Below are 25006 nucleotides of genomic sequence, written 5' to 3'. Positions count from 1 at the left end.
GGCCATGGCGCTCCTGCACAAGCTCTATCGACTTTCCGGCTACCTGTCGGCAGTAAGCCTCGTGCTGATCTGCGTGCTGATCCTGGCGCAGATCCTTGCCCGAAGCTTCGGCACCATGGTGCCCGACTCCGACGAGTTCGCCGCCTGGGCGATGGCAGCCTCCGGTTTCTTCGGGCTTCCGTACGCGCTGCACGCCGGCGCGCACATCCGGGTCACCGCCGCGCTGCGCTTCCTGCCGGAGCACCTCCGTCACGCAACCGAGGTGCTCGCCAGCGCGATCGCGCTGGCGGTCGCCGCTTACCTCGCCTGGTACTGCGCGGCCTTCGTCCTCGAGAGCTACACCTTCAAGGAGGTTTCGCCGGGCCTGCTCGCGCTGCCGATGTGGGTTCCGCAGCTGTCGATGGTCTTCGGCTCGGCGCTGCTCGCGCTGGCCTTCGCCGAACGGCTGGTGTGCGTGCTTCGCCGTCAGGGCTTCGAGACCGGCGAAGGCGCCTCGGGGGAATGATGGACCTGATCACCGTCGGCCTCATCCTCCTCGCCATCCTGTTCCTGATGCTGGGCCTCGGCGTCTGGATCGCCCCGGCGCTGATCGCGGTCGGCCTGGTGGCAATGGAATTCTTCGCCGGCGCGCCGGCCGGCTCGATCCTCGCCTCGAACAGCTGGTCGTCGAGCGCCAGCTGGACGATGACCGCGCTGCCGCTGTTCATCTGGATGGGCGAGATCCTCTATCGCACCAGGCTGTCCGACGACATGTTCGCCGGCCTGTCACCCTGGGTCGGCAGGCTGCCCGGGCGCCTGATGCACGTGAACGTGTTCGGCTGCGCGATCTTCGCCGCCGTCAGCGGCTCTTCGGCGGCCACTGCCGCCACGATCGGCCGCATCTCGCTGCCCGAGCTGAAGGCGCGCGGCTACCCGGAGTCGATCTCGCTCGGCTCGCTGGCCGGCTCCGGCACGCTGGGCCTGCTGATTCCTCCGTCGATCATCATGATCGTGTACGGCGTGGCCGCGCAGATCTCGGTCGCGCGCCTGTTCATCGCCGGTGTGCTGCCCGGCATCATGCTGGCAGCGCTGTTCTCGGGCTACCTGGTCCTCTGGTCGCTGCTGAACAAGGACAAGATCCCGCCGCCCGAAGCACGCATGAGCTTCGGCGAGAAGCTGCGCGCCTCGCGCCGGCTGATCCCGGTGCTGCTTCTGATCGGTGGCGTCATCGGCTCGATCTACGCTGGCATCGCTACCGCCACCGAGGCCGCGGCGGTCGGCGTCGTCGGGGCGCTGCTGATCGCCGCGCTGTCGGGCTCGCTGACCCCGGCGACCCTGCTCGACAGCCTGCTCGGCGCGGTGCGCACCTCCTGCATGATCTTCTTCATCCTGCTGGGAGCCGCCTACCTGACCTCGGCGATGAGCTTCACCGGTCTGCCGGCCGCGCTGGCCGACTGGATCGTCGCGATGAAGCTCGACGCCTGGCTTCTGCTGGTCGCGCTGACGCTGTTCTTCATCGTCCTCGGTTGCTTCCTCGACGGCATCTCGATCGTCCTGCTGACCACCTCGGTGATCCTGCCGGCGGTCCAGGCGGCCGGCGTCGACCTGCTCTGGTTCGGCATCTACCTGATCTTCGTCATCGAGATGGCGCAGATCACGCCGCCGGTCGGTTTCAACCTTTTCGTCGTGCAGAGCCTGACCGGCAAGGACATGTTCCTCGTCGCGAAGTATTGTCTTCCGTTCTTTCTCGTGATGGTCCTGGGCACGATCATGATCACCGTGTTCCCGGACATCGTGATGGCGCTGCCCAAGGCGATGATCGCGCGCTGAGCCCCGGCCGGCCCCGCGGCGCGGCGAGCCGCAGGGTTCGGGTCAGCCGCAGGGCTCGTACTTCGTGACGTGGTGCTCGGGGCCCTGTTCGGCCACGTAGAGTCCCCCCGAGCTGTCTCCGGCGATGCCGTGCGGATACACGCCGAAGGCGCGCATCCGCCCGATCACCCGGCCGCTCGTGTCGCAGACCGAGATCCGCGGCGTCTGCTCGGTGACGAACACCCGCCCCGAAGGATCGACCCACAGGTCCATCGGTCGCACGAATGGTCCCCAGACGGCCAGGAATCCCCCCTGCGCGTCGAAGACCTGGATCCGGTCGTTGTCCCGATCGCATACGAGCACCCGCCCGTCGGGCAGCACGCTCACCGCGTGCGGCGTGCTGAACTCGCCGGGGCCCGCTCCCGGTTCGCCCCAGCTCGAGCACCAGGACCCGTCGGCCCGGAAACGGTGAATCCGCGCGTTGCCGTAGCCGTCGGCGACATAGATGTCGCCGCTGGGGGCGACCGCGATGCCGGTGGGACTGTTGAAGGGCTCGCCCCAGCGCGGCTCGCCGAAGCGCCCGAGCTCGCCGAGCGGCCGATAATCCCGATCGAAGATCAGCACCTGGTGCGCATCGTAGGTCGAGACCAGCAGGCGTCCATCCGGTGCGATGCAGATGCCATGGGCGCTGACGAGGCGCGGGTGGTCCAGGGTGTCGACGAACCGGCCTGCAGAATCGAACACCATGATCATCGGCCGCTCGCGACGCAGCAGGTACACCTTGTCGTCGGGCGACACGGCGATCTGGCTGACCGGAAAGATGCCGGTCGCCTGCTGCCAGGGCCGCACGACCCGGTACTTCACGACACCGCCATGCACGAAGAAGGGCTCCGCCACGTCTTGCTCCGGAATGCTCGAGGGCCCGATCCTAATCGAAACGCCACGCACCGCTGCCGCGCCCGCCGCGAGGCCCTCCTGCCTCTTTTGGGCTTATCCTGTCCGCCTGGACCCGAGCCCCCTGCGTCCGCACCCACCGGTTCGCCGTGACCTCCGACGACCCTTCCGCCGCCAAGACCTCCTCCTCCCCGTGGGCGCCGCTCTTCGAGCCGGTGTTTCGCAGGCTATGGGCGGTCTGGCTCGTCGCCAACACCTGCATGTGGATGAACGACGTGGCGGCGGCGTGGCTGATGACCTCACTGACCACGTCGCCGGTCATGGTCGCGCTGGTGCAGACGGCGTCCACATTGCCGGTGTTCATGCTGGGCCTGCCCAGCGGCGCGCTGGCCGACATCGTCGACCGGCGGCGCTTCTTCATGGTCACCCAGTTCTGGGTCGCCGGCTCGGCCACGCTGCTCTGCCTGGCCATCCTGTCCGGCGCGATCAACCCGACCCTGCTGCTGCTGCTCGTGTTCGCCAACGGCATCGGGCTGGCGCTGCGCTGGCCGGTCTACTCGGCGCTGATACCCGAGCTGGTGCCGCGCAGCCAGCTGCCGCAGGCGCTGGCGCTCAACGGCGTGGGCATGAACGCCTCGCGGATCATCGGTCCGGTGGTGGCCGGGGCGCTGATCGCCGGCGCGGGCACCGCCTGGGTCTTCGTGCTGAACGCCGCGCTGTCGATCGTGGCCGGGCTGGTCATCCTCACCTGGCGCCGCGAGCGCAAGACCGCCAGCTCGCTGCCGGGCGAGCGCTTTCTCGGGGCGATGCGGGTCGGCGTGCAGTACGTTCGCAAGTCGCCGCCGATGCGCGCCGCGCTCATCCGGATCTCCCTGTTCTTCGCGCAGTCCACCGCCTTGCTGGCCCTGCTTCCGCTGATCGCCATGCAGATGCCGGGCGGCTCGGCCGGCACCTTCACGGTGCTGCTGGCCGCGATGGGCGCCGGCGCGATCGTCTCGGCCATCTTCATCCCGCGCTGGCGACGCAAGTACCCGCACGACCGGGTGGTGCTCGCCGGAAGCTCGGTGCTGGCCGTGTTGATGGTCGTGGTCGTCCACGCGCCGAACCTCTGGGTGGCCATCCCGGCCATGGTCGTCAGCGGCATTGCCTGGCTGACCGTCGCCAACACGATCTCGGTGTCCGCGCAACTCTCGCTGCCCGACTGGGTGCGCGCGCGCGGCATGTCCACCTTCCAGATGGGAATCATGGGCGGCGGCGCGCTCGGCGCGGCGGTGTGGGGCCAGGTCGCCTCGATGACCGACCTGCGCACCAGCGTGACGCTGGCCGCCGTGACGGGCGTGCTGGCGGCGTGGCTCACCCGCGACATGAAGCTCGGCGGCACCGTGGCCGAGGACCTGACCCCGTCGCGCCAGTTCACGCCGCCGGTGCCGGGCTGGGAGTTCGATCCGCGCGACGGCCCGGTGCTCACCACGATCGAGTACCGGATCGACCCGGCCAACGCCGAGGAGTTCCGCCGCGTGATGCAGGAAACCGGGCGCCGGCGCCTGAGCCGCGGGGCGCTGTCCTGGGAGCTGTTCCGCGACGTGAAGGATCCCGGCCGCTTCATCGAGTACATGATCGACGAATCCTGGCTGGAGCACGTGCGCCACTTCGACCGCCTCACCTACTCCGACGAGTTGCTGCGCGATCGCCGGCTGTCCATGCACATCGGCGAGGAGCCGCCGCGGATCACCCGCAGCATCGCCGACGCCGACTAGGCGCGTGAACATACCCCGACGCCGCTCAACGCACGTTAGCATTGGCCCATGCTCGACTACACCGCCCTCAAGCACATTCACGCCACCGCGGCCACGATCAGCATCGCCGGCTTCGCGCTGCGCTACGCCTGGATGATCGCGGGATCGCCGCGCCTGCATTCGCGCGCCGCGAAAGTATTGCCGCACATCGTGGACACGATCCTGCTGGCCAGCGCGATCCTGCTGGCGGTGCAGGCGGGCATCGCGCCCTGGTCGGTGGGCTGGCTGGGCTTCAAGGTGATCGGCCTGGTCGTGTACATCGTGCTGGGCACCATCGCGCTCAAGCGCGGCCGCACCCGCGGCGCCCGGATCGCGGCCGGCGCGGCGGCGATCGCCCTGTTCGGCGCGATCGTCTGGGCGGCGCGCTACAAGTCGGTGCCCCTGCTCGGCGCGCTCTGAGCGTCGCGTGGGGCGCTCCGAGCCTTGCGCGCGGCGCCCACTGCCGTTTCACTTGCGGCGTTTCACCGCAGCCAGCCAACGGCCGTCGCGGTCCAGCATGGCGATGCAGCGCCCGTCGGCAGATGCGGCGAGCGTGGCGAGCGCTGCGTTGGCGCCCTCGATGGTTTCGCCGCGCCGCACGGCGAGCGAGTCGCTGTCGATCTCGGCCAGCGCCACACCGCCCTCGACCGCCAGCGCGAGCACGGCGCCCCGCATGTCCCCGAAGGGCAGCATCGCCAGCAGCCGACCCGGCAGCGACCGGGGCGGGCCGCGGCGCCACGAGCCGGACTCGAGGCGCCGGATCTCCGCCCCCTCGCGCAGGCCCAGCAGCCAGCCGCGCGCCTGCTCGCCGCGCCAGGCAGCGGCGAGCCACTCGCCCTCCTCGCGCAGCCTCGCGATCTCGCGCCGCACCTCGAGGTGCAGCACCGAGGCCACGCCCGCCGTGTCCACGCGCAGCCATTCGTAAGGCACCGGCCCGGGCAGCAAGCGCGCGGTCGGCGACACCACCGGCGCCGCGCGCGGCGTGAAGCGCCCCGGCAAGGGGATCGCCTCGTTCATCCGGTAGTCGTGCACCAAGCCCTTGAGCACCGGTGGCGCGTCCGGCGAGTAGGCCAGCTCCCAGACCTCGGCCGGCGCCGCCGGCTCGGCCAGCCCCACCAGGAAGCTCGACCGGCCCGGCACGTCGGCGAGCGCCGCCACCACGATCGGCGCATCGAGCCGGTAGCGGTGCACGTCGGCCAGCGTCGCCGCGTCCAGGATGCGCAGCGCATCGCGCCCCTCGCCGCCCACCGCGACCAGCCCGGCCTCGGCGCCCGACACCGCGATTCGGGCCCGTAGCGGCATGTCCGCGCGCGAGGCGAGCTCGCGCATCGCCGGCACGGACAGGACACGCAAGCGGCCGTCGGCGCCGAGCAACCAGGCACGGTCACCCGAAAGCAGCGGCGGCGCGGCCAGCCGCGCATCGAGCGAGGCGCGACCGAGCTCACGACCGCTCGCGCATTCGATCAGGGCGAGGCTTCGACCGCCGTCGACCGACGACAGCAGCCGGTCTCCCACCGCCGCCGCCGCCGCCCCCCCGACCGACAACGCAAGCAGCGCCCCGCAGAGCACGCCGCGCGAAACGCCACGGCAGCCGATCCGCAGGGCGCCCAGATCGAAAAAAGGGCGGCCAGAGGCCGCCCTAAGCTCACGAGGAGACTGTGTCACGAACCGTCGATCAGTAGACGTCGTGCTGCGTGTTGTAGATGTTGAACTTGCCGGTCGGCGTCACGATGCGCGGATCCTTGATCACCGCCTTCAGCTTGCGGGTCTTGTCATCGACGATCACGATCGCGGACTCCTGGTTCTTCGCACTCCACACCGAGAACCAGACCTCGTCGCCCGCCTTGTTGTACTCGGGCTGGGTGATCCGCTTCGCGCCATCGCCCACGCCGGCCCATTCGCCGATCGGAAGCACCTGGAAGGGCTTGTCGAGGTTCTTGATGTCGAACACCGCGACCGACTGGGCGATCTTCGGATCCGGGTTCAGCGGCGTGTCGACCCAGAGGTTGCTCGACTTCGGATGGGTCTTGATGAACAGGTTGCCACCGCCCTGGGCCTTCAGGCTGCGCACGACCTTCCACGCGTTCTTCGAATGCTTGGCCGGGTCGGTGCCGATCAGCGCGATGGTCTCGTCACCGAGGTGACCCGTCGCCCAGACCGGGCCGTGCTTCGGATCGACGAAGTTCGCGCCGCGGCCCGGGTGCGGGATCCGGCCCACGTCGACGAGGGCAGCCAGCTTGTCTTCCTTGCTGTCGACCACCGCGATCTTGTTCGACTCGTTGGCGGCCACCAGGAAGTAACGCTTGGAAGCGTCCCAGCCGCCGTCGTGCAGGAAGCGCGCCGCCTCGATCTCGGTCGTCTTCAGGTTCTTCAGGTCACGGTAGTCGACCAGCAGGATCTTGCCGGTTTCCTTGACGTTGACGATGAACTGGGGCTTGTCGTGCGCGCCGACGATCGACGCCACGCGCGGCTCGGGATGGAACTCCTGCGTGCCGACGGTCATGCCGCGGGTGCCCACGATCTTGAGCGGCTCGAGCGTGTCGCCCTTCATGATCGTGTACTGAGGCGGCCAGTAGCTGCCGGCGATCGCCAGCTGGTCCTGGTACTTCTTGTCCTTGGACGTTTCGACCGAGCGAGCCTCGAGACCCACGCGGATCTCGGCCACGTTGTCGGGCGTCTCCATCCAGAGGTCGATCAGGTTGATCTTGGCGTCGCGACCGATCACGTACAGGTAGCGGCCCGAGCCCGAGGTGCGGGAGATGTGCACCGCGTAACCGGTCTTGACGACGTTGATGATCTTCTTGGACGCGCCGTCGATCAGCGCGATCTCGCCGGTGTCACGCAGCGTCACCGAGAAGATGTTGCTGATGTCCCAGTCGTTCATCTTCTTCTTCGGACGCTTCTCCGGCGGAACGATGACCTTCCAGGTGTCCTTCATTTGCGCCATCCCGAACTCGGGCGGCGTCGGCGGCTCCTGTTGCACGTAGCGCGCCATCAGGTCGACCTCATCGTCGGTCAGGTCGCCCGAGGTCCCCCAATTGGGCATGCCGGCCGGCGAGCCGTACTTGATGAAGGTCTTGAGGATCTCGGTGCCGCGCTCGAGCGTGATGTCGGGCGTGAGCGGCTTGCCGGTGGCGCCCTTGCGCAACACGCCGTGGCACCCCGCGCAGCGCTCGAAGTAGATCTGGCGCGCCTTGTCGAACTCCGCCTTGGTCATCGGCGGGGCCTTCGGGTTGATGTTCTGGTGCATTTCCTGGCCAACCAGCGGCGAGCTGCCGGCCTGATAGCGGATCTCGGGCTCGGTCACTTTCTTGTCGACCGCCCAGCCCGCTGACGGCACCGCGGCGAACACGCCTGCGACCACTGCTGCAACCGGCAACCACTTCATTCGTGCCTTCATCTGGCTTCTCCTTGTTGGTCCCTTGGTTCGTCGGACCCTGAAAAATATGCTTTTGCGCTGCATCAATGACGCCATTCTTTGCTGCAATAGCCTCGGCCGCCTTGATTCAACGCAAGTGCGCCGCCGGTTTTCGACAAGTACAGTGACGCCTGCTCCACGACAACAACGAAACGGTGAATCCGTGCCGAAAGCGACGAAATCCGCACGCGCCCACGAGCCCCCTTCCCGAGCCGCCCGCGCCACGCGTTCGACCATCCCTCGAGCACCGGGCAGGGACCACACTGCAGTGCACAAACCGACCCTGCGCGCGATCGCCGCAGGCGCGGCGATCTGCCTGCTGTCGGCCGCGCAGGCCCAGCAGGTCACCGAGCCGCCGACGCCTGTCGCCCAGACGTCGGATGCCGCCGGCGGCGGGCTCGGCGCGGTCGTGGTCACCGCCACCCGCAGCGACACGCCGCTGCTCGAGGTGCCGGCCAGCGCCAGCGTCGTCTCGCGGCAGGACCTGGAGCAGCGCAATGTCGCGCGCTTCGGCGACGCGGTCGCGGAGGTGCCCGGGCTCTACGTGCGGGGCGCGGCGTTCGGCGCGAGCTTCCCCGGCTCGGGGCAGGCGGTGCTCTCGCTGCGCGGCATCCCGCGCACGCCGCGCACGCTGGTGATGGTGGACGGCCTGCCGATCAACAACGCGCTGTCGGGCGGCGTGAACGTGAGCGGGATCGCCCTGGAGAACGTGGAGCGCGTCGAGGTCCTGCGCGGCCCCTATTCGGCGCTCTGGGGCGGCAACGCGATGGGCGGGGTGATCAACTTCATCTCGGCCTCGCCCGACCAGCCGCTGGCCGAGATCCGCGGCGGCCTGGGCAGCAATGGGCTGCGCGCCGGCAGCGCGATCTTCCGCAAGCGATTCGAAGGCGGCCTCGGCGTGTCGATGGCCTTCGGCTACCGCGAGAGCGACGGTTACGACGACAGCGACTACGCGATCAAGCGCGCCCTGCCCGGCACCGGTGCGATCCCGGTCACCGGCGCGATCCCGACCCGCACGCCCGAGGGCGCGCCGGCCTGGTGGGTCGGCCTGAAGGGCGCGCGCCCCTGGACGCAGACCAATGCCTCGGCCCGCTTCGACTGGACGCTCGGCCCGGCCACCAGGATGAACGCCGGCCTGGCCTGGGGCGAGTACGAGGTGGGCTACCGGCGCCCGAGCAGCTTCCTGATCGGCCCTGCCGGCACGCCGGTGTCCTCGGGCAACGTGGGCCTGGCCGACGCCTCGACGCCGCTGCGGATCGCGATGGCCGAGACCGACTTCCTCACGCCCACGCCTTCGGGCGAGCGCGACCTGCGGGTGTTCGCGGGCGTCGAGCACCGCTTCTCGGGCGGCTCGCTGCTGAAGGTGAACCTCGGCCGGCTCGAGCATCGCTTCGGCTTCTCGCAGGCCGGCCGCGGCGCCGACTACGAGTCGGGCCCCGGGACCTACACCGACCAGCCCAACGATCGCACCGACCTCGACGTGTCCTGGCGCAACCGGCTCGGCGAGTCCACGATCTTCACCGCGGGCTTCTCGCTCAACCATTCCACGCTGGATCGCAGCACGCAGTCGCTCGCCTACTGGCGCGACCCCGACACCGCGGTGGCCGAGACCGGCCGCAGCACCGGCGAATCGGACAACACCGCGCTGTTCGCCCAGACCGAGACCTTCGTGGGCGAGAAGGGCCGCCTGGTCCTCGGGGCGCGCTACGACCGCTTCCGGACCTCGGGCAGCATCGCCGACGCCTCGGGCAGCGCGACCTTCCCGGCCAACACCTTCAGCCGGCTGAGCCCCAAGGCGGCGTTCGCCTGGCAGGCTTCGCCCGAGCTCACGCTGCGCACCTCGCTGGGCGCCGGCTTCCGCCCGCCGGCCCTGCTCGACCTGTACTCGCGCTTCACGGTGCCCAGCCCGGTGGCCGGCCAGCTGATCCTGTACGACGCCTCGCCGGACCTCGAGCCCGAGCGGGTGATCGCGCTCGACGCCGGCTTCGACCTGGCGCTGGCCAACGGTCTCCAAGGCTCGGTCACGGTCTTCGCACAACAGCTGCGCGACCTGATCTACCGCCGCTCGATCACGCCCACGCTGACTCGCGCCGAGAACACCGGCGAGGCCCGGGTGGACGGCATCGAGGCGAGCTTCCGGGCGCCCACCGGCCTGCAGGGCCTGCGCGTGATCGGCTCGTACACGCACAACTTCCGCTACGAGGTCACGAAGAACGACGCGGTGCCCGGCAGCGTGGGCAAGAACCTGACCGACGTGCCACGCACTTTGTGGTCGCTGGGCGCCGAGTACGCGTCCGGCCCCTGGAGCGGGCTGCTGGTCTACCGGCACGTGGGCCACGTGTTCGGCTCGAGCGACGACCTCAACCAGGAAACGACCGAGGGCATGTACGGCGCCTACGATCGGCACGGCGTGGCCAGCGCCAGGATCGGCTATCGCTTCAGCCGCCAGTTCAGCGCCAGCCTGGCCATCGACAACCTGACCGACCGCCAGTACTTCGTGTTCGCCAAGCAGCCGGGACGCACCGTGTTCGCCGAGGCCGCCTGGCGCTTCTGATCCCGCAGCCGGACCCTCGCGCGCCGGCGCAAGGTCAATCCGGCCAGCCTTGCGCCGGTCGCTACAATCCGCCGGTGCGCATCGTCCGACTCGTCAAGATCCTCTACGTCGCCTGGCGTCACGGCCTGGACGAAATCGCCGCCTCCGGGGCGGCGGCTACGTTCCGCTCGCCGTGGCTGCTGCGGGCGGTGCGGCTGCTCCACCTGGGCCGCAAGCTGCAGGCGCCGCGCGGCCAGCGCCTGCGCGAGGCGCTCGAGAGCCTGGGGCCGATCTTCGTCAAGTTCGGCCAGGTGCTGTCCACCCGCCGCGACCTGCTGCCGCCGGACATCGCCGACGAGCTCGCGCTGCTTCAGGATCGGGTGCCGCCCTTCCCCGGCGAGCTGGCGGTCAAGGCCATCGAGAAGGGACTGGGCAAGCCGATCGACGCGCTCTTCGACGACTTCGACCGCAAGCCGGTGGCCTCGGCCTCGATCGCGCAGGTCCACTTCGCCCGGCTGAAGGACGGCCGCGAGGTCGCGGTCAAGGTGCTGCGGCCCAACATGGCGCCGGTGATCGAGCGCGACCTGGAACTGCTGCGCACCGCCGGCACGCTGCTGGTCAAGGTGTCGGCCGACGCCCGCCGGCTGCGCCCGCTCGACGTGATCGACGAGTTCGACAAGTACCTGCACGACGAGCTCGACCTGATCCGCGAGGCGGCCAACGCCACCCAGCTGCGGCGCAATTTCGAGGGGTCGCCGCTGCTGCGGGTGCCCGAGATGTTCTGGGACTGGTGCTCGACCGAAGTCCTCACCATGGAGCGGATGCGCGGCATCCCGATCGGCCAGGTCGAGCGGATGCGCGCGGCCGGCATCGACCTGAAGAGGCTCTCGCGCGACGGCGTGGAGATCTTCTTCACCCAGGTGTTCCGGCACGGCTTCTTCCACGCCGACATGCACCCGGGCAACATCCTGGTGGGCGACGCGGGGCCGGACTTCAACCGCTACATCGCGCTGGACTTCGGCATCGTGGGCACGCTGTCGGACTTCGACAAGAACTACCTGGCCCAGAACTTCCTGGCCTTCTTCCGGCGCGACTACCGCCGGGTGGCCGAGCTGCACGTGGAATCGGGGTGGGTGCCGGCGACCACCCGCGTCGAGGAGCTCGAAGGCGCGGTGCGGGCCTGCTGCGAGCCGGTGTTCGACCGGCCGCTCAAGGAGATCTCGCTGGGCCTGGTGCTGATGCGCCTGTTCCAGGCCTCGCGGCGCTTCAACGTGGAGATCCAGCCGCAGCTGGTGCTGCTGCAGAAGACCTTGCTGAACATCGAGGGGCTGGGCCGGCAGCTCGACCCCGACCTGGACCTCTGGGTCACCGCCAAGCCCATCCTGGAGCGCTGGATGCGCGAGCAGATCGGCCTGGAAGGCCTGGTGGACCGGATGAAGCTGGAGTCCCGGCAGTGGGCGCGGCTACTCCCCGAGCTGCCCCGGCTGGCCCACGACGCGCTGGCGCGACAGGCCCGGCCGCAAGCCGATCCGGCCGTCCGGGAGCTGCTCGTCAGGCTGGTGGCCGAGCAACGACGCACGCGGCGCTGGCTGGCGGGCTTCATGGCGCTCACCCTTGCGGGATTCGGCGCACTGATCTGGCTGACGGTTCTATAATCGCGCGCCGCCCGCGGCGCCAGTCCGGCGCCGGCGGCATTTCCGAGTCGTCTTCCGCCCACCTTCCCGAACCCGGGGGAGCACGTTCATGCTGTTGCAGCTGGTCATCGCCTACCTGGTGCTGTCGGTCGCCATCGGACTCTTCGCCGCGACCCGCGTGCACAACACCCGCGACTACATCACCGCCGGCCGCAACCTGCCGATGCCGGTGGTGCTGGCCATGGTCTTCGCCACCTGGTTCGGCGCCGAGACGGTGCTGGGGATCTCGGCCACCTTCCTGGAAGAGGGCTTTCGCGGCCTGATCTCGGACCCGCTGGGCGCCTCGCTGTGCCTGGTGCTGTTCGGGCTGATCTTCGCCCGGCCGCTGTACCGGATGAACCTGCTCACGCTGGGCGACTTCTTCCGGGTGCGCTACAACCGCTCGATCGAGCTGGTGCTGTCGCTGTGCATCGTGATCTCCTACCTGGGCTGGGTGGCCGCCCAGGTGACCGCGCTGGGGCTGGTCTTCAACGTGCTGTCCGAAGACACGATCTCGATGAACCAGGGCATGTTGGTCGGCGCCGGCGTGGTGCTGGTCTACACGCTGTTCGGCGGCATGTGGTCGGTGGCCATGACCACCTTCGTGCAGATGATCGTGATCGTGATCGGCCTGCTGCTGGTCTCGGCCAACGCTGCCGAGCAGGCCGGCGGCGTGGCCACCGTGATCGCCAAGGCCCACGCCGAGGGCAAGTTCGCCTTCCTGCCCACGCTGGACCCGATCGACATGCTGGGCTGGGTCGCCGCGCTGTTCACCATGGCGCTGGGCTCGATCCCGCAGCAGGACGTCTTCCAGCGCGTCAACTCGTCGAAGAACGAGACCGTGGCCGTCTGGGGCACCACGCTGGGCGGGATCTCCTACTTCTTCTTTGCCGCGGTGCCGCTGTTCCTGGCCTACTCGGCCAACCTGATCGACCACGGGATGGTCGAGAAGCTCAAGGAGGTCGACACCCAGTTGATCCTGCCCACGCTGATCCTGAACCACATGCCCTTCTGGCTGCAGGTCGTGTTCTTCGGCGCGCTGCTGTCGGTGATCATGAGCACCGCCTCGGGCACGCTGCTGGCGCCTTCGGTCACCTTCGCCGAGAACGTGATCAAGCCCTACTTCCCGCGACTCACCGACCAGCAGTTCCTGTGGACCACCCGATTCACCGTGGTCGGCTTCACCACCATGGTGACCTCCTACGCGGTGGCCACCGACGCCACGATCCACACGATGGTCGAGAACGCCTACCGGATCACGCTGGCCGGCGCCTTCGTGCCGCTGGTCGCCGGCCTGTTCTGGAAGCGCGCGAACAGCTTCGGCGCGCTCTGGGCGGTGGTGCTGGGCCTGGGCACCTGGCTCGTGCTCGAGGTGCTGGGCATCGACGAGCCGGTGGAGCCGCAGCTGATCGGCCTGCTGGCCAGCGCGATCGGCATGGTCTTCGGCAGCCTGAGCGCGCCGGCCGATCAGCGCGCCGCCATCGCCTCCAGGTCCTGAACCCAGCCGCGCAGCCGGCGAGTCATCGCCTCGCGCTGCAGCGGCGCGGCAGAGGCCAGCAGGGCGGCCGAGAGCCGGTCGGTGGCCGCGCCGGCCTCGGCCAGCCGGGCCGCCCGGGCCGGATCGTCCACCTTCCACACCGCCAGCAGCCAGTCGCGCACGCGCGCCTCGGCCACCTCGATCGGCGGCTGCTCCCGGGCGATGGCGCCCAGCACCGCGATCGCCTGGCGCTGCCGGGCCTCGCGCTCGGCCATCCAGTCGGCCTCGTAGGGCGGGTGCGCGGCGGCCAGCGCGCGCAGCGTGTCGAGCTGCGGTTTCTGCAGCTCGCCCAGGAAGAACTCGGCGCGGCCGCGGAAGCGCTCGACACGGGCGTCGATCAGTGCCGAGGGGTCGACCAGCCCCCACTCGCGCTTCAATTCCTCGTTGCGCTCGGCAAAGCGCCGCGCCAGGCGATCGAGCTGCTCCGGACGCAGGGTCAGGGCCAGCGCGGCCACCGGCAACGCGGCCTTCTCGGCGATCGGGCGCCAGGCGTCTTCCAGCGCGCGGCTCCGCCAGCCGGCGACCGTGGCCCCCGACACCGGCGCCGGCGCGGCGGCGATGCCGGACAGGAAGGCGGCGTACCGGGGCAGCTGGCTGGCCCGGTGCCAGCTGGCCAGCGCGTCGAGATGCTCGCCGACCAGGGCGCGCTGGGCGCCGTCCAGGGCCAGGTCGCGGTCGATCCGCCAGGCAAGGACCGAGGGCAGCGAGGCGTAGCCGAACCGCACCGACGAGCAGGCGCCCAGCAGCAGGACCAGGACGGTGACAAGCGTCACCGATAGGAGTCGGGACCGCATGTTAAGATTTTCGACAAACTTCCTCGAAGAAGCCGCAAGCTTCTGATTAAAAAGGAAAAAATGAATATCGTCATCCTTGCCGCAGGCCAGGGCAAGCGGATGCGCTCCGACCTCCCCAAGGTGCTGCATCCCCTGGCCGGCAAGCCCCTGCTGCGCCATGTCATCGATTGTGCCCGCAGCCTGTCGCCGCAGCGCCTGATCGTCGTGCACGGCCACGGCGGCGACACGGTACGTGAGGCCGTCGACGCCGCGCTGCCGGGCAACGACATCGGCTGGGCGCTGCAAAGCCCGCAACTGGGCACCGGCCACGCGGTGATGCAGGCCGCCCCGCTGCTGGACCCCACGGTGCCCACGCTGGTGCTCTACGGCGACGTGCCGCTCACCACCCGCGACACCCTGGTGCGTCTGATCGAGGCCGCCGGCCCTGACAGGCTGGCCCTGCTCACGGTGAACCTCGACGACCCCACCGGCTACGGACGCATCGTGCGGCACGAAGGCCGGATCGTGCGGATCGTGGAGCACAAGGACGCCGACGCGCCCACCCGCGACATCCGCGAGGTCAACACCGGGATCATGGTCGCGCCCACCGCCGCGCTCGCGCGCTGGCTGGCCGGCCTGTCCGACGACAACGCGCAGAAGGAGTACTACCTGACCGACATCGTGGCGATGGCGGTGCGCGACGGCGTGGCGGTGGCGTCCGCCCAGCCGGCCGCGGCCTGGGAAACGCTGGGCGTGAACAGCAAGCTGCAGCTCGCCGAGCTCGAGCGCGTGCACCAGCGCAACGTGGCCGAGCGCCTGCTCGACGAGGGCGTGACCCTGGCCGACCCGGCGCGGCTCGACGTGCGCGGCACGCTCGCCTGCGGGCGCGACGTGGCCATCGACGTGAACTGCGTGTTCGAGGGCGAGGTGTCGCTGGCCGACGGCGTGCAGGTGGGCGCCAACTGCGTGATCCGCAACGCCCGCATCGATGCCGGCGCGCAGATCCTGCCCTTCACCCACATCGAGGACGCCTCGGTGGGCGCCGGCGCGCGCATCGGCCCCTACGCGCGGCTGCGCCCGGGCACCGAGCTGGGCGCCGACACCCACGTTGGCAACTTCGTGGAGATGAAGAACACGAAGATGGCGGCGGGCTCGAAGGCCAACCACCTGGCCTACGTGGGCGACGCCACCGTGGGCCAGCGGGTGAACATCGGCGCGGGCACCATCACCTGCAACTACGACGGCGTGAACAAGCATCGCACCGTGATCGAGGACGACGCCTTCATCGGCAGCGACAGCCAGCTGGTCGCTCCGGTGACCGTGGGCCGCGGCGCCACGCTGGGCGCCGGCACCACGCTGACCCGCGACGCGCCGCCCGACCGGCTCACCGTGTCGCGCGCGAAGCAGCTCACCGTGGAAAGCTGGAAACGTCCGCAGAAGGCCGCGAAAGCGGCCAAGTAACCAACACCGGCCTGAGCAAGGCCAACGAGGAATCGGCAACATGTGTGGAATCGTCGGGGCAGTGGCCCAGCGCAACGTCGTACCGATCCTGATCGAGGGCCTGCGCAAGCTCGAGTACCGCGGCTACGACTCGGCCGGCATCGCGATCATGAACGGCCAGATGTCGCGCGTGCGCGCGGTGGGCCGCGTGGCCGAGCTCGAGCACCGCGCCAAGGAAGCGCGCGCCGACGCCCCCACCGGCATCGCCCACACCCGCTGGGCCACCCACGGCGGCGTGACCGAGAACAACGCCCACCCGCACATCTCGAACGGCGAGGGCATCGAGGTCTCGGTGGTGCACAACGGCATCATCGAGAACCACGAGGTGCTGCGCGCGCGGCTCAAGGCCCAGGGCTACGCGTTCCAGAGCGACACCGACACCGAGGTCATCGCCCACCTGGTGCACAGCCTGGTGGCAAGCGGCAAGACGCTGATGCAGGCGGTCCAGCAGGCGGTGCGCGAGCTGCATGGCGCCTACGCGATTGCCGCGATCAGCAAGACCGAGCCCAACACCGTGGTGGGCTCGCGGCGCGGCTCCCCGCTGCTGCTGGGCGTGGGCAACGCGGGCTCGGGCCAGGGCGAGAACTTCCTGGCCTCGGACACCTCGGCGCTGCTGCAGGTGACCAGGTACGTGGCCTACCTGGAAGAAGGCGACGTGGTCGAGATCCGTCTCGACGGCTATTCGATCGTGGACGCCGAGGGCAATCCCGCCGAGCGCCCGATCGTGGAGAGCCAGCTGTCGGCCGACGCGATCGAGCTGGGCAACTACGACCACTTCATGCAGAAGGAGATCTTCGAGCAGCCGGGCGCGCTGGCCAACACGCTCGAGATGGTCGCCAACGCCTCGTCGCTGTCCTCGGGCCTGTTCGGCGCCGATGCCGAAGCGATCTTCGCCCGCACCAGGCAGATCCTGATCCTGGCCTGCGGCACCAGCTGGCACGCCGGCTCGGTGGCCAAGTACTGGCTGGAAAGCATCGCCGGCATCCCGACCAGCGTGGAGATCGCCAGCGAATACCGTTACCGCGAATCGGTGGCCCTGCCCGGCACCCTGGTGCTCACGATCTCGCAGTCCGGCGAAACCGCCGACACGATCGCAGCACTGCAGTACGCGCAAGGCCTGGGTCTGCGCGACACGCTGACCATCTGCAACGTGCCCGAGAGCGCGCTGATCCGGCAATCGAAGCTGCGCTTCCTGACCCGCGCCGGCCCCGAGATCGGCGTGGCCTCGACCAAGGCCTTCACCACGCAACTGGCCTCGCTCTTCGTGCTGACGCTGGTGCTGGCCAAGCAGCGCAACCGCCTCGCGCCCGCGCGCGAGAAGGAACTGATCGAGCAGCTGCGCCACCTGCCCGCCGCGCTGAACCGCGTGCTGGAGTGCGAGCCCGCGGTGCGCCACTGGGCTCGCCGCTTCGCGGTCAAGCAGCACGCGCTGTTCCTGGGCCGCGGCGTGCACTTCCCCATCGCCCAGGAAGGCGCGCTGAAGTTGAAGGAGATCACCTACATCCACGCCGAGGCCTACGCCGCCGGCGAGCTCAAGCACGGCCCCCTGGCCCTGGTCGACCGCGAGATGCCGGTGGTGGTCGTGGCCCCCAACGACGCCCTGATCGAGAAGCTGAAGTCCAATCTTCAGGAAGTGCGCGCCCGCGGCGGCGAGCTCTTCGTGTTCGCCGACCGGGATACCCACATCGAGCCGGCTGACGGGCTGAACGTGATCAACCTGATCGACCATGCGGGGCCGCTGTCGCCGATTCTTCACGTGGTGCCGCTGCAGTTGCTGGCGTATCACGCGGCGCTGGCGAGGGGGACGGATGTGGACAAGCCAAGAAACCTGGCGAAATCCGTCACCGTAGAGTGAGATGAGGTTGGCGCCAGGTTTCTTGGCTTGCGGCGAAGGCTAACTTGCCGGAGGCAAGTTAAGGGCCGGAGGCCCGGCCGGAGCCACAAACCGCGTGCGCCACAGGTTTGCCTGACGGTCAAATGACCGGCGCGCTCTTTGCGCGAGGTTGATCGTCGTAATCTGGCCCATCGACTCTTGACGTAGTCCGTCGATGATGATGGCGAGCCTTGCGATCTTGGCGGCCCCAGAGTTCCCCCTGCTCCCGGAGCTTTTCGGCCGCAGTCAAGAGGTCGGCGAACGGGGGCCGTCGTATGTCAAGCTGAGCACTATTCGGTGCAGGCGCTCGATGACATCCATGAGCACGGCCTCGGTCAAGAGCCGCGGTCCGCATGTCCGATGATCAGTTTCTCGAAGTCAGCCCTATGGTCGATCGCAATGGGACCGGGCGGCCGGGGTTGAGGCTTCCTTCCCCCGTACGGGGAGCTGGAACCTGCCCGCCAGCAATGCCCCGAACTGGGCCGGAGCTTTCTCCCATGTCGTCTTCAACTTCAAGACTTGCCACGCTCTGGGCGCTGGGCGTCATCGCCTTCGGGACGGCGACGTCCGTGGCAGCGCAGTCGGCCCCGCTGTCCGCACAGGACTCCGATCCGCGGATCATGGGCTGGATGCAGGGCTTTCCGCCGCCACCTGACAAGCTGATCATGCAACCAGACGCCGACTACTTCAGCTTTCCCAAGCTGCGCTGGTCAGTCTGCCACTTGCGCGAGTTCCTTCCGACCGAGGAAATCAGCCGGGGGACCGGCGCACCGGTTCCGCTCGACTACCTTCCGCACGCCGCCTTCGCGACCACGGCACGCGAGATTGACACGCTCACCTTCATGCCGATGACCGGGGGCAAGGCGATGACCTGGGAGGAATCGCTCTTCGCCAACTACACCGACGGGATGCTGATCCTCCACAAGGGGCGTGTCGTCTACGAGCGCTACTTAGGTTGCCTGCAGGAAGACGGCAAGCACGCCATCATGTCGATGACGAAGTCGATCACCGGGCTGCTGGCGCAGATTCTCGTGGCCGAGGGCGCACTGGACGACACCCTGCGAGTGCGCGACCTGATTCCCGAGATTGGCGATGGCGCCTTTGCCACCGCCACGGTGCGGCAAGTCATGGACATGACCACGGGTTTGAAGTATTCGGAGGACTATTCGGACCCGAACGCCGACATCTGGCTCTATTCCCGCGCAGCCAGCCCCCTGCCGAAGGCCGAGGGCTACACCGGCCCCGACGGCTACTGGGCATACCTCCAGCAGGTCCGGCCCGCGGGCAGACATGGTGATGCGTTCCACTACAAGACGATCAATTCCGACATGCTCGGATGGATCATCAGTCGCGTCACGGGCAAGGCCGTGACCGAACTCGCGTCCGAGAGACTCTGGCGGCCCATGGGCGCCGAGCAGGATGCTTACCAGACCGTGGATGGCAAGGGCGTTCCGTTCGCCGGCGGTGGCGTGACCGCGGGCCTGCGCGATCTCGGGCGACTGGGTCTCCTGATGCTCAACGGCGGCGAGATCAACGGCAAGCGGCTGTTCCCAGCCGCGGTCGTCGAGAAGATCCGGGCGGGCGACGACCGATCGAAGTTCAGCGGCTTCCCGACGATCCCGAACGGCAGCTACACGAGCCAGTGGTGGGTCTTCCACAACGAGCACGGCGCCTATGCCGCGCGCGGTGTCCACGGGCAGACGATTTACGTCGATCCCAAGGCTCAGATGGTGCTGGTCCGTCTGGCCTCGTTCCCGCGAGCCCAGAATGGGCTCATTGACCCGACATCACTGCCGGCTTACCAGGCCGTGGCGGAGTATCTGATGCGGCAACACTGAACAGGGGAGGCGAAGCATCTTCCGGACGGTCGCGAATCACGGAGCCAGGGACCACAGCGTTTCCGGCAACGCGCCGAACCGCTGACTGTAGATGCTCCAAAGGTTGTTTCGGCCGTGAAGGAGGTCTATTCGAACCAGGCTTCAGAAACTGGAAATCGCCAAACCCCCGGTTGCCTCGAGTAACCCGTCCGAATGAATCCGGACAGCAATGCCCGACTCACCTTCGCTCATCGACTCGGAATGGCTCGCCAGATGACAGAGAAGCGTCTGACAGCGGCTGCAGTGGCAGCCGCTACCGGCGCCAGCGAGCCCACTGCGCGCAGATGGCTGGGCCGCCACCGCGCCGGAGGCGAACCGGCACTGGCCGACGTCCGCTCACGCAGGCGCGGATTGCGGTCAGCGTCAGCGTATCGGCGAGCACGGTCAGCCGCGTGCCCTCCCGTGAGGGGCTATCGCGGCTCGCCGCCCGGCACGGCGACAGGTAGATCTCGTAGCTCTTGTTGACCTGCTTGGTGGTCTTGTGGATCGCCGTGTCCACCTCCTCGACGCTGGCCTTGCCCTGCGCGTCGACCACCTCGATTCGCCTGGCGTGCGGGCTCAGCTTGGCCATTGCGCCCTTCAAGGGCCGGAAGTCGTTGACCATGGTCTGGTCGATCAGGATGTTCCGGTCGGCCAGGTACAGGAGGCGTTTCTTCGCGCCGCTCTTCCACAGGCGCCAGATGATCTGGAAGGCGGTGTAGGTCTTGCCGATGCCAGTCGCCATGACCAGCAGCACCCGGTTCTGCCCGCGCGCGATCGCCTCCACCGTGCGGTTGATCGCATTGAGCTGGTAGTAGCGCGGCGACTTGCTGGGCGCGTAGTCCGACTCGGTGACCTGCCGCACCTCGGCCGTCCAGCCCTTCCAGGCGCACAGCCGGTTCCACAGCTCGGCCGGCGACGGGAACTCGTGCAACGCGATGTTGCGCTCGAGCACGCCACCGCCCAGCGTGGCATCGCGAAACACGAAGCCGTCGCCGTTGCTCGAGAAGCCGAAGGGCACGTCGAGCGACTGCGCGTAGTTGATCGCCTGCGCCATGCCGGCGCCCACCGCGTGGCCGTTGTCCTTGGCCTCCACCACCGCCAGCGGGATGTTGGTCTTCCAGAACAGCGCGTAGTCCGCCCGCAGCACCGTGGAAGCATCCCGGCGCGCCCTGCGCCCGCGCACCACCACCCGGCCCGCCCGCAGCGGGTACTCGCGGTAGATCTGCGACATGCCGTCCCAGCCGGCAGCCTCGATGGCCGGGCGGATGAACTTGTCGCAGATGTCGCTTTCGGACAGAGTCTTCTTGTTCATGCTCCTGGGGAGGCGAGCCTTGCGGAGGGCTCGCGGGCGCTACTGTCGCAGGATAGGCGGATCAGCACCACCTCCCGGGCGACGCACGGCGCATCAGGTCGGTTACGCCGGCCAGTCCTCCACCGCCAAGCCGGGTACGCGCCGGAACTCGCGCAGGTTGCGGGTCAGCAGCGTCATGCCGCGGGAACGGGCATGGGCAGCGACGAAGAGGTCGTGGCTGCCGATGGGCGTGCCGTTGCGTTCGAGCTCGGCGCGGATGTCGGCGTAGTGTTCGTCCGCGGGGGCGTCCAGCGGAAGCACCGTGAGCGCTTCCAGCAGTTGCTCCACGCGTTGCGTCAGCGTTACCGAGCCTTTCCGGCGCGCGCCGAAGCGCAACTCGCAGGCCGCGACGATGCTGGTGCACACGTCGTCGGGGTCGAGGTCGGCCACCTGCCGCGCCAGGGCGCCATGGGGATTTCGGATGAGTTCCGAGAGCGCACTGGTGTCCAGCATCCTGGGTGCCCGGGGCATCACAGGTCGTCCCGAGCTTGCGGGGGCAGGTCTTCCACCTCCGGGAGGGCATCGTCCAGCGGCTCCCACGAGGCCAGGAGATCCCTGAGCCGGTTCCGGCGGATGGGCGTCAGGATCAGGCTGTCGCCTTCCTGGCGGATCAGCACCTCGGAGCCCTCCATCTCGAACTCGCGTGGGATGCGAACGGCCTGGTTGCGGCCGTTACGGAACAGCGAAGCGTGGCGTTCGGTCACAGGGACCTCCGGTGAGAACCAAGGCATATGTCAAAGCATATGCCAAGCCGAGCGACAGCGCAAGACCGCGCTGTCGATCGTTGGTCACGGCGAGACGATACGTGCCGATCTGCTCGCAGGGCACTCAGGTGCGCTGTCGCCTCATGAGGCGCGCTCGGGGGGCTCGCGCGAACCCTTCGATGTGGAGCCTTCGACCGCGCTCGCCGGGTGGTCCTGGCGAACACGGGTACTCTTGGATACAGCCCGAATGACCAGTCCGAGGTGTCCCGCGGAATTGATCGGGGGCTTCGTTTGTTCATGTCTACGATCGCAGGCATTTGCAGGGCCTTCTTCAGTCCTCCAGGCATTCGAACATGACCCCCTACCCCAACCTCCTCTCTCCCATCCGAATCGGCGCCACCACCCTGCCGAACCGCATGGTGATGGGCGCGATGCACACGCGCCTGGAGACGATGGACCGGCCGATCGAGCGGCTGGCCGCCTTCTACGCCACGCGCGCACGCGGCGAGATCGCGATGATCCTCACCGGCGGCTACGCGCCGGTGCCCGAAGGGGTGATGGACGAGGGCGGCCTCGTGCTGAACAGCCGCGAGCAGCTGGCCGATCACCTGCCGATCACCTCGGCGGTGCGCGAGGCGGGCGGCCGCATCGTGCTGCAGATCCTGCACGCGGGGCGCTACGCCCGGGTGCCGGAGTGCGTGGCGCCCTCGCCGGCCAAGGCGCGGATCAACGCCTACGCGCCGCGGGCGCTCGCCACCAACGAGGTCTGGGCCACCATCGAGAGCTACGCGAACACCGCCGCGCTGGCGGCCGAGGCGGGCTACGCCGGCGTGGAGATCATGGGCTCCGAGGGCTACCTGATCAACGAGTTCACCGCGGCGATCACCAACCAGCGCGACGACGAGTTCGGCGGCTCCTTCGATCGGCGCATCCGCTTTCCGCTGGAGATCGTGAAGGCGGTGCGCGCGCGCGTGCGGCCGGACTTCATGCTCGTGTACCGGATATCGTCGATCGACCTGATGGAAGGCGGCATGGCCGCCGCCGAGATCGCCGAATTCGCCCGCCGCATCGAGCAGGCAGGCGCGGACATGATCAACGTGGGCGTCGGCTGGCACGAGTCGGCGGTGCCGACCATCGCGGCCTCCGTGCCGCGCGCGGCCTGGGCCGCCGCGGTGCGCAACGTGAAGCAGGCCGTGTCGATCCCGGTGATGGCGTCGAACCGGATCAACACGCCCGAGGTGGCCGAGGCGCTGATCGCCTCCGGCGCCGCCGACCTGGTGTCGATGGCGCGACCGCTGCTCGCCGACCCCGAGTTCGCGCTCAAGACCCGGCAGGGGCGCGTCGACGAGATCGCCCCCTGCATCGCCTGCAACCAGGCCTGCCTGGACCACATATTCACCGAGCGCGTGGCCACCTGTCTGGTGAACCCGCGGGCGGGGCGCGAGATCGAGTTCATGGACAGGCGCTCGCCCTCGCCGCGCCGCTTCGCCGTCGTGGGCGCCGGGCCGGCCGGCATGAGTTTCGCAATCGACGCGGCCCGCCGCGGCCACCGCGTCACGCTTTTCGAGGCCGCGCCCGAGATCGGCGGCCTGTTGAACCTGGCCTGTCGCGTGCCGGGCAAGAGCGAGTTCGATGAGCTGCTGCGCTACTTCGCGGTGTCGCTGCAGCGGGCAGGCGTCGAGGTGCGGACCGGCACCCGGGCGAGCGTCGACGCGCTTGCAGGCGGCGGCTTCGACACCGTGGTGCTCGCCACCGGCGTGCTGCCTCGCCGGCCCGATATCCCCGGCATCGACCACCCCAAGGTGCTCGGCTACACCGAGGTGCTGTCCGGCCGCGCCGAAGTCGGCGAGCGGGTGGCCATCATCGGCGCGGGCGGCATCGGTTTCGACGTGGCCGAGTTCCTGGTCGGCGATCCGGAAGAATCCACGAGCCCGGATGCCTTCCGCAAGGCCTGGGGCGTGGACGCCGCGATCGCCAGCCCCGGCGGGCTCGCCCCGCCGAGCCCACACCGGCCTCGCCGCCGCGTGCACATGCTCCAGCGCAAGCCCGGCTCGCTCGGCAAGGCCCTGGGCAAATCCACCGGCTGGATCCTGAAGGCGAAGCTGCGGCGGGCCGAGGTCGAGATGATCGCCGGCGCCCGCTACGAGCTCATCGACGATCGCGGCCTGCACTACTCGGTGGATGGCGAGCGGCGCCTGCTCGACGTCGACAACGTGATCGTGTGCGCCGGGCAGGAGCCCGAGCGCTCGCTGCACGACGCGCTCGCGCAGCGCGGAATGCTCGTGCACCTGATCGGCGGGGCGGACGAGGCGGCCGAACTCGATGCGTACCGGGCGATCGACCAGGCTGTGCGGCTGGCGGTTTCGCTCTGAGAAACCAGACGGCCTGACACCTCCGCACCCGCACCACCGAAAGTCAGTTTCGTATATCGGAACAGTGTTTTAGATCTGGCGGACCGGATGCCAACATGGCGCATCAATCCATGTTGCCGCACCCGGCCCCGCCATGATCCGCCGCCTGCACGACCGCCACGACCTCGAGTCGTCGCGCGCCGATAACCCCAACTTCGCCGGAACCTTGGCCAAGGGCCTGATGGTGCTCGAGGCCTTCGTGCGCGAATCGCGCCCGCTGGGCAACAGCGAGCTGGCCCACGCGCTCGGGCTTACCCGCCCCACCGTGTCCCGGCTCTGCCGCACGCTGCTCGACCTCGGCTACCTGGACCACGATCCGCGCATCGACCGCTACTTCATCGGCCCCGCCGCGGTAGCGCTTGGCTACCCGTACATCGTCAACACGCCGCTGCGCATGGTCGCGAGGCCCGGCCTGCAGGCGCTGGCCGACCGCTTCCAGGGGGCCGCATCGATCGGCGTCGCCTTCGGCCTTGACGTCGTCTACCTGGAAACCTGCGCCTGCCCCACCAGCACGCTGGCGCGGCCCGACGTCGGCGCCACCCGGAGCGTGGCAGCCACCGCGATGGGCAGGGCGTGGCTGGCTTCGCAGTCCGCCGACGAGCGCCAAGCAGTGCTTGCGGCGCTCGCGCGCGAGCGGCCGGCCGAGTGGGAACGCTGCCGCGCCGGCATCGACGACTCGCTGGCGCACTACGCGAAGCGCGGTTTCGCTCTGAACCTTGGCGATGCCGGCCTGGGCGTGCTCGGCGTAGGCGTCCATTCGCGTGTGCGCTACGGCCAGCGCACGCTGGTCTTCAATTGCGCAGTGCCCGGCCTGCAGTGGGCCGCGGCACGCCTGGCCAAGGAGGCGGGACCAGCCCTGGTGGAACTGGTGCGCCGCATCGAACAGCAGGCCGGCATTCGCTGATCCGACCACAACT

19 protein-coding genes and 1 pseudogene are annotated in these 25006 nt (G+C 69.0%); 13 read left to right on the top strand and 7 right to left on the bottom strand.

The genetic code is table 11. The features are described from left to right. Positions 1-4 precede the first annotated feature (4 nt). Both FHP08_RS11105 and FHP08_RS11100 read left to right on the top strand, forming a co-directional pair. Positions 5-505, top strand: coding sequence for a TRAP transporter small permease (locus FHP08_RS11105; RefSeq protein ID WP_147704525.1), 501 nt, complete (start codon positions 5-7; stop codon positions 503-505). Continuing rightward, positions 505-1809 carry a TRAP transporter large permease gene (locus FHP08_RS11100; RefSeq protein ID WP_147704787.1) on the top strand — a complete coding sequence of 435 codons (1305 nt, stop codon included), beginning with the start codon at positions 505-507 and terminating at the stop codon, positions 1807-1809. The genes FHP08_RS11105 and FHP08_RS11100 overlap by 1 nt, the downstream gene beginning before the upstream one ends. 42 nt (positions 1810-1851) lie before the next feature. On the opposite strand, the gene FHP08_RS11095 is transcribed toward FHP08_RS11100, so the two are convergent. After that, on the bottom strand, positions 1852-2685 hold the full coding sequence (locus FHP08_RS11095; protein WP_147704524.1) for an NHL repeat-containing protein: 834 nt from the start codon (positions 2683-2685) through the stop codon (positions 1852-1854). Positions 2686-2831: 146 nt separating this feature from the next. On the opposite strand from FHP08_RS11095, the gene FHP08_RS11090 reads away from it, so the two are divergent. Together FHP08_RS11090 and FHP08_RS11085 are read left to right on the top strand one after the other, a co-directional pair. Next, positions 2832-4439: an MFS transporter gene (locus FHP08_RS11090; RefSeq protein ID WP_225879111.1), complete on the top strand. Its 1608-nt coding sequence runs from the start codon at positions 2832-2834 to the stop codon at positions 4437-4439. 48 nt (positions 4440-4487) lie between these two features. After that, a complete protein-coding gene (locus tag FHP08_RS11085; RefSeq protein ID WP_147704522.1) occupies positions 4488-4877 on the top strand; it encodes a SirB2 family protein in 390 nt (129 codons plus the stop codon). A gap of 48 nt (positions 4878-4925) precedes the next feature. Here FHP08_RS11085 and FHP08_RS11080 read toward each other — a convergent pair whose 3' ends face one another. Together FHP08_RS11080 and FHP08_RS11075 are read right to left on the bottom strand one after the other, a co-directional pair. Then, positions 4926-5972 carry a PQQ-binding-like beta-propeller repeat protein gene (locus FHP08_RS11080; protein ID WP_147704521.1) on the bottom strand — a complete coding sequence of 349 codons (1047 nt, stop codon included), beginning with the start codon at positions 5970-5972 and terminating at the stop codon, positions 4926-4928. Between the two features lie 160 nt (positions 5973-6132). Beyond that, the gene (locus tag FHP08_RS11075; protein WP_222707882.1) at positions 6133-7845 is read right to left on the bottom strand and encodes a nitrite reductase; all 1713 of its coding nucleotides are present in this window, start codon (positions 7843-7845) and stop codon (positions 6133-6135) included. A 298-nt stretch (positions 7846-8143) separates the two neighbouring features. Between FHP08_RS11075 and FHP08_RS11070 the strand changes: the two genes are divergently transcribed. From FHP08_RS11070 to FHP08_RS11060, 3 genes are all read left to right on the top strand, one after another. After that, positions 8144-10429 (top strand): TonB-dependent receptor, encoded by a 2286-nt coding sequence (locus tag FHP08_RS11070; RefSeq protein ID WP_187272261.1) that lies wholly within the window; start codon positions 8144-8146, stop codon positions 10427-10429. 74 nt (positions 10430-10503) lie between these two features. After that, entirely contained in the window at positions 10504-12063 is a 1560-nt protein-coding gene (gene ubiB / locus FHP08_RS11065; RefSeq protein ID WP_147704518.1) for a ubiquinone biosynthesis regulatory protein kinase UbiB, read from the top strand. Between the two features lie 88 nt (positions 12064-12151). Next, complete coding sequence (locus FHP08_RS11060) at positions 12152-13579, top strand: sodium:solute symporter family protein (RefSeq protein WP_147704517.1); 1428 nt, start codon at positions 12152-12154, stop codon at positions 13577-13579. Here the strand turns inward: FHP08_RS11060 and FHP08_RS11055 are convergent. Beyond that, a complete protein-coding gene (locus tag FHP08_RS11055; RefSeq protein WP_147704516.1) occupies positions 13549-14391 on the bottom strand; it encodes a DUF6279 family lipoprotein in 843 nt (280 codons plus the stop codon). The genes FHP08_RS11060 and FHP08_RS11055 overlap by 31 nt on opposite strands. A gap of 81 nt (positions 14392-14472) precedes the next feature. Between FHP08_RS11055 and glmU the strand changes: the two genes are divergently transcribed. From glmU to FHP08_RS18815, 4 genes are all read left to right on the top strand, one after another. Beyond that, positions 14473-15852, top strand: a complete 1380-nt coding sequence (gene glmU, locus FHP08_RS11050; RefSeq protein ID WP_147704515.1) for a bifunctional UDP-N-acetylglucosamine diphosphorylase/glucosamine-1-phosphate N-acetyltransferase GlmU — start codon at positions 14473-14475, stop codon at positions 15850-15852. 40 nt (positions 15853-15892) lie between these two features. After that, positions 15893-17746 carry a glutamine--fructose-6-phosphate transaminase (isomerizing) gene (gene glmS / locus FHP08_RS11045; RefSeq protein WP_147704514.1) on the top strand — a complete coding sequence of 618 codons (1854 nt, stop codon included), beginning with the start codon at positions 15893-15895 and terminating at the stop codon, positions 17744-17746. Between the two features lie 515 nt (positions 17747-18261). After that, entirely contained in the window at positions 18262-19602 is a 1341-nt protein-coding gene (locus tag FHP08_RS11040; protein ID WP_147704513.1) for a serine hydrolase domain-containing protein, read from the top strand. A 192-nt stretch (positions 19603-19794) separates the two neighbouring features. Further along, positions 19795-20106: a helix-turn-helix domain-containing protein gene (locus FHP08_RS18815; RefSeq protein WP_147704786.1), complete on the top strand. Its 312-nt coding sequence runs from the start codon at positions 19795-19797 to the stop codon at positions 20104-20106. On the opposite strand, the pseudogene FHP08_RS11030 reads toward FHP08_RS18815, so the two are convergent. The 3 genes and pseudogenes from FHP08_RS11030 to FHP08_RS11020 all read right to left on the bottom strand — a co-directional run. Continuing rightward, positions 20042-20935, bottom strand: a pseudogene (locus FHP08_RS11030) (DEAD/DEAH box helicase family protein); the annotation flags it as partial. The gene FHP08_RS18815 and the pseudogene FHP08_RS11030 overlap by 65 nt on opposite strands. Positions 20936-21037: 102 nt before the next feature. Then, positions 21038-21427, bottom strand: a complete 390-nt coding sequence (locus FHP08_RS11025; RefSeq protein WP_147704512.1) for a type II toxin-antitoxin system VapC family toxin — start codon at positions 21425-21427, stop codon at positions 21038-21040. A gap of 17 nt (positions 21428-21444) precedes the next feature. After that, positions 21445-21678, bottom strand: a complete 234-nt coding sequence (locus FHP08_RS11020) for an antitoxin (protein ID WP_147704511.1) — start codon at positions 21676-21678, stop codon at positions 21445-21447. 353 nt (positions 21679-22031) lie between these two features. On the opposite strand from FHP08_RS11020, the gene FHP08_RS11015 reads away from it, so the two are divergent. Together FHP08_RS11015 and FHP08_RS11010 are read left to right on the top strand one after the other, a co-directional pair. Further along, a complete protein-coding gene (locus FHP08_RS11015; protein WP_147704510.1) occupies positions 22032-24050 on the top strand; it encodes an NADPH-dependent 2,4-dienoyl-CoA reductase in 2019 nt (672 codons plus the stop codon). Positions 24051-24183: 133 nt separating this feature from the next. Beyond that, positions 24184-24993 carry an IclR family transcriptional regulator gene (locus tag FHP08_RS11010; RefSeq protein WP_147704509.1) on the top strand — a complete coding sequence of 270 codons (810 nt, stop codon included), beginning with the start codon at positions 24184-24186 and terminating at the stop codon, positions 24991-24993. The last annotated feature ends 13 nt before the right edge of the window (positions 24994-25006 follow it).

It is taken from the genome of Zeimonas arvi, assembly GCF_008039575.1.
Lineage (GTDB): Bacteria > Pseudomonadota > Gammaproteobacteria > Burkholderiales > Burkholderiaceae_E > Zeimonas > Zeimonas arvi.
This window is presented reverse-complemented; position numbering and strand designations above follow the sequence as displayed.

Excerpts from the sequence above, each read along its gene's own strand:
- FHP08_RS11105 (WP_147704525.1), top strand. The coding sequence starts at position 5 with ATGGCGCTCCTGCACAAGCTCTATCGACTTTCCGGCTACCTGTCGGCA.
- FHP08_RS11100 (WP_147704787.1), top strand. The coding sequence starts at position 505 with ATGGACCTGATCACCGTCGGCCTCATCCTCCTCGCCATCCTGTTCCTG.
- FHP08_RS11085 (WP_147704522.1), top strand. The coding sequence starts at position 4,488 with ATGCTCGACTACACCGCCCTCAAGCACATTCACGCCACCGCGGCCACG.
- FHP08_RS11075 (WP_222707882.1), bottom strand. The coding sequence starts at position 7,845 with ATGAAGTGGTTGCCGGTTGCAGCAGTGGTCGCAGGCGTGTTCGCCGCG.
- FHP08_RS11060 (WP_147704517.1), top strand. The coding sequence starts at position 12,152 with ATGCTGTTGCAGCTGGTCATCGCCTACCTGGTGCTGTCGGTCGCCATC.
- glmU (WP_147704515.1), top strand. The coding sequence starts at position 14,473 with ATGAATATCGTCATCCTTGCCGCAGGCCAGGGCAAGCGGATGCGCTCC.
- glmS (WP_147704514.1), top strand. The coding sequence starts at position 15,893 with ATGTGTGGAATCGTCGGGGCAGTGGCCCAGCGCAACGTCGTACCGATC.
- FHP08_RS11040 (WP_147704513.1), top strand. The coding sequence starts at position 18,262 with ATGTCGTCTTCAACTTCAAGACTTGCCACGCTCTGGGCGCTGGGCGTC.
- FHP08_RS18815 (WP_147704786.1), top strand. The coding sequence starts at position 19,795 with ATGAATCCGGACAGCAATGCCCGACTCACCTTCGCTCATCGACTCGGA.
- FHP08_RS11025 (WP_147704512.1), bottom strand. The coding sequence starts at position 21,427 with ATGCTGGACACCAGTGCGCTCTCGGAACTCATCCGAAATCCCCATGGC.
- FHP08_RS11015 (WP_147704510.1), top strand. The coding sequence starts at position 22,032 with ATGACCCCCTACCCCAACCTCCTCTCTCCCATCCGAATCGGCGCCACC.
- FHP08_RS11010 (WP_147704509.1), top strand. The coding sequence starts at position 24,184 with ATGATCCGCCGCCTGCACGACCGCCACGACCTCGAGTCGTCGCGCGCC.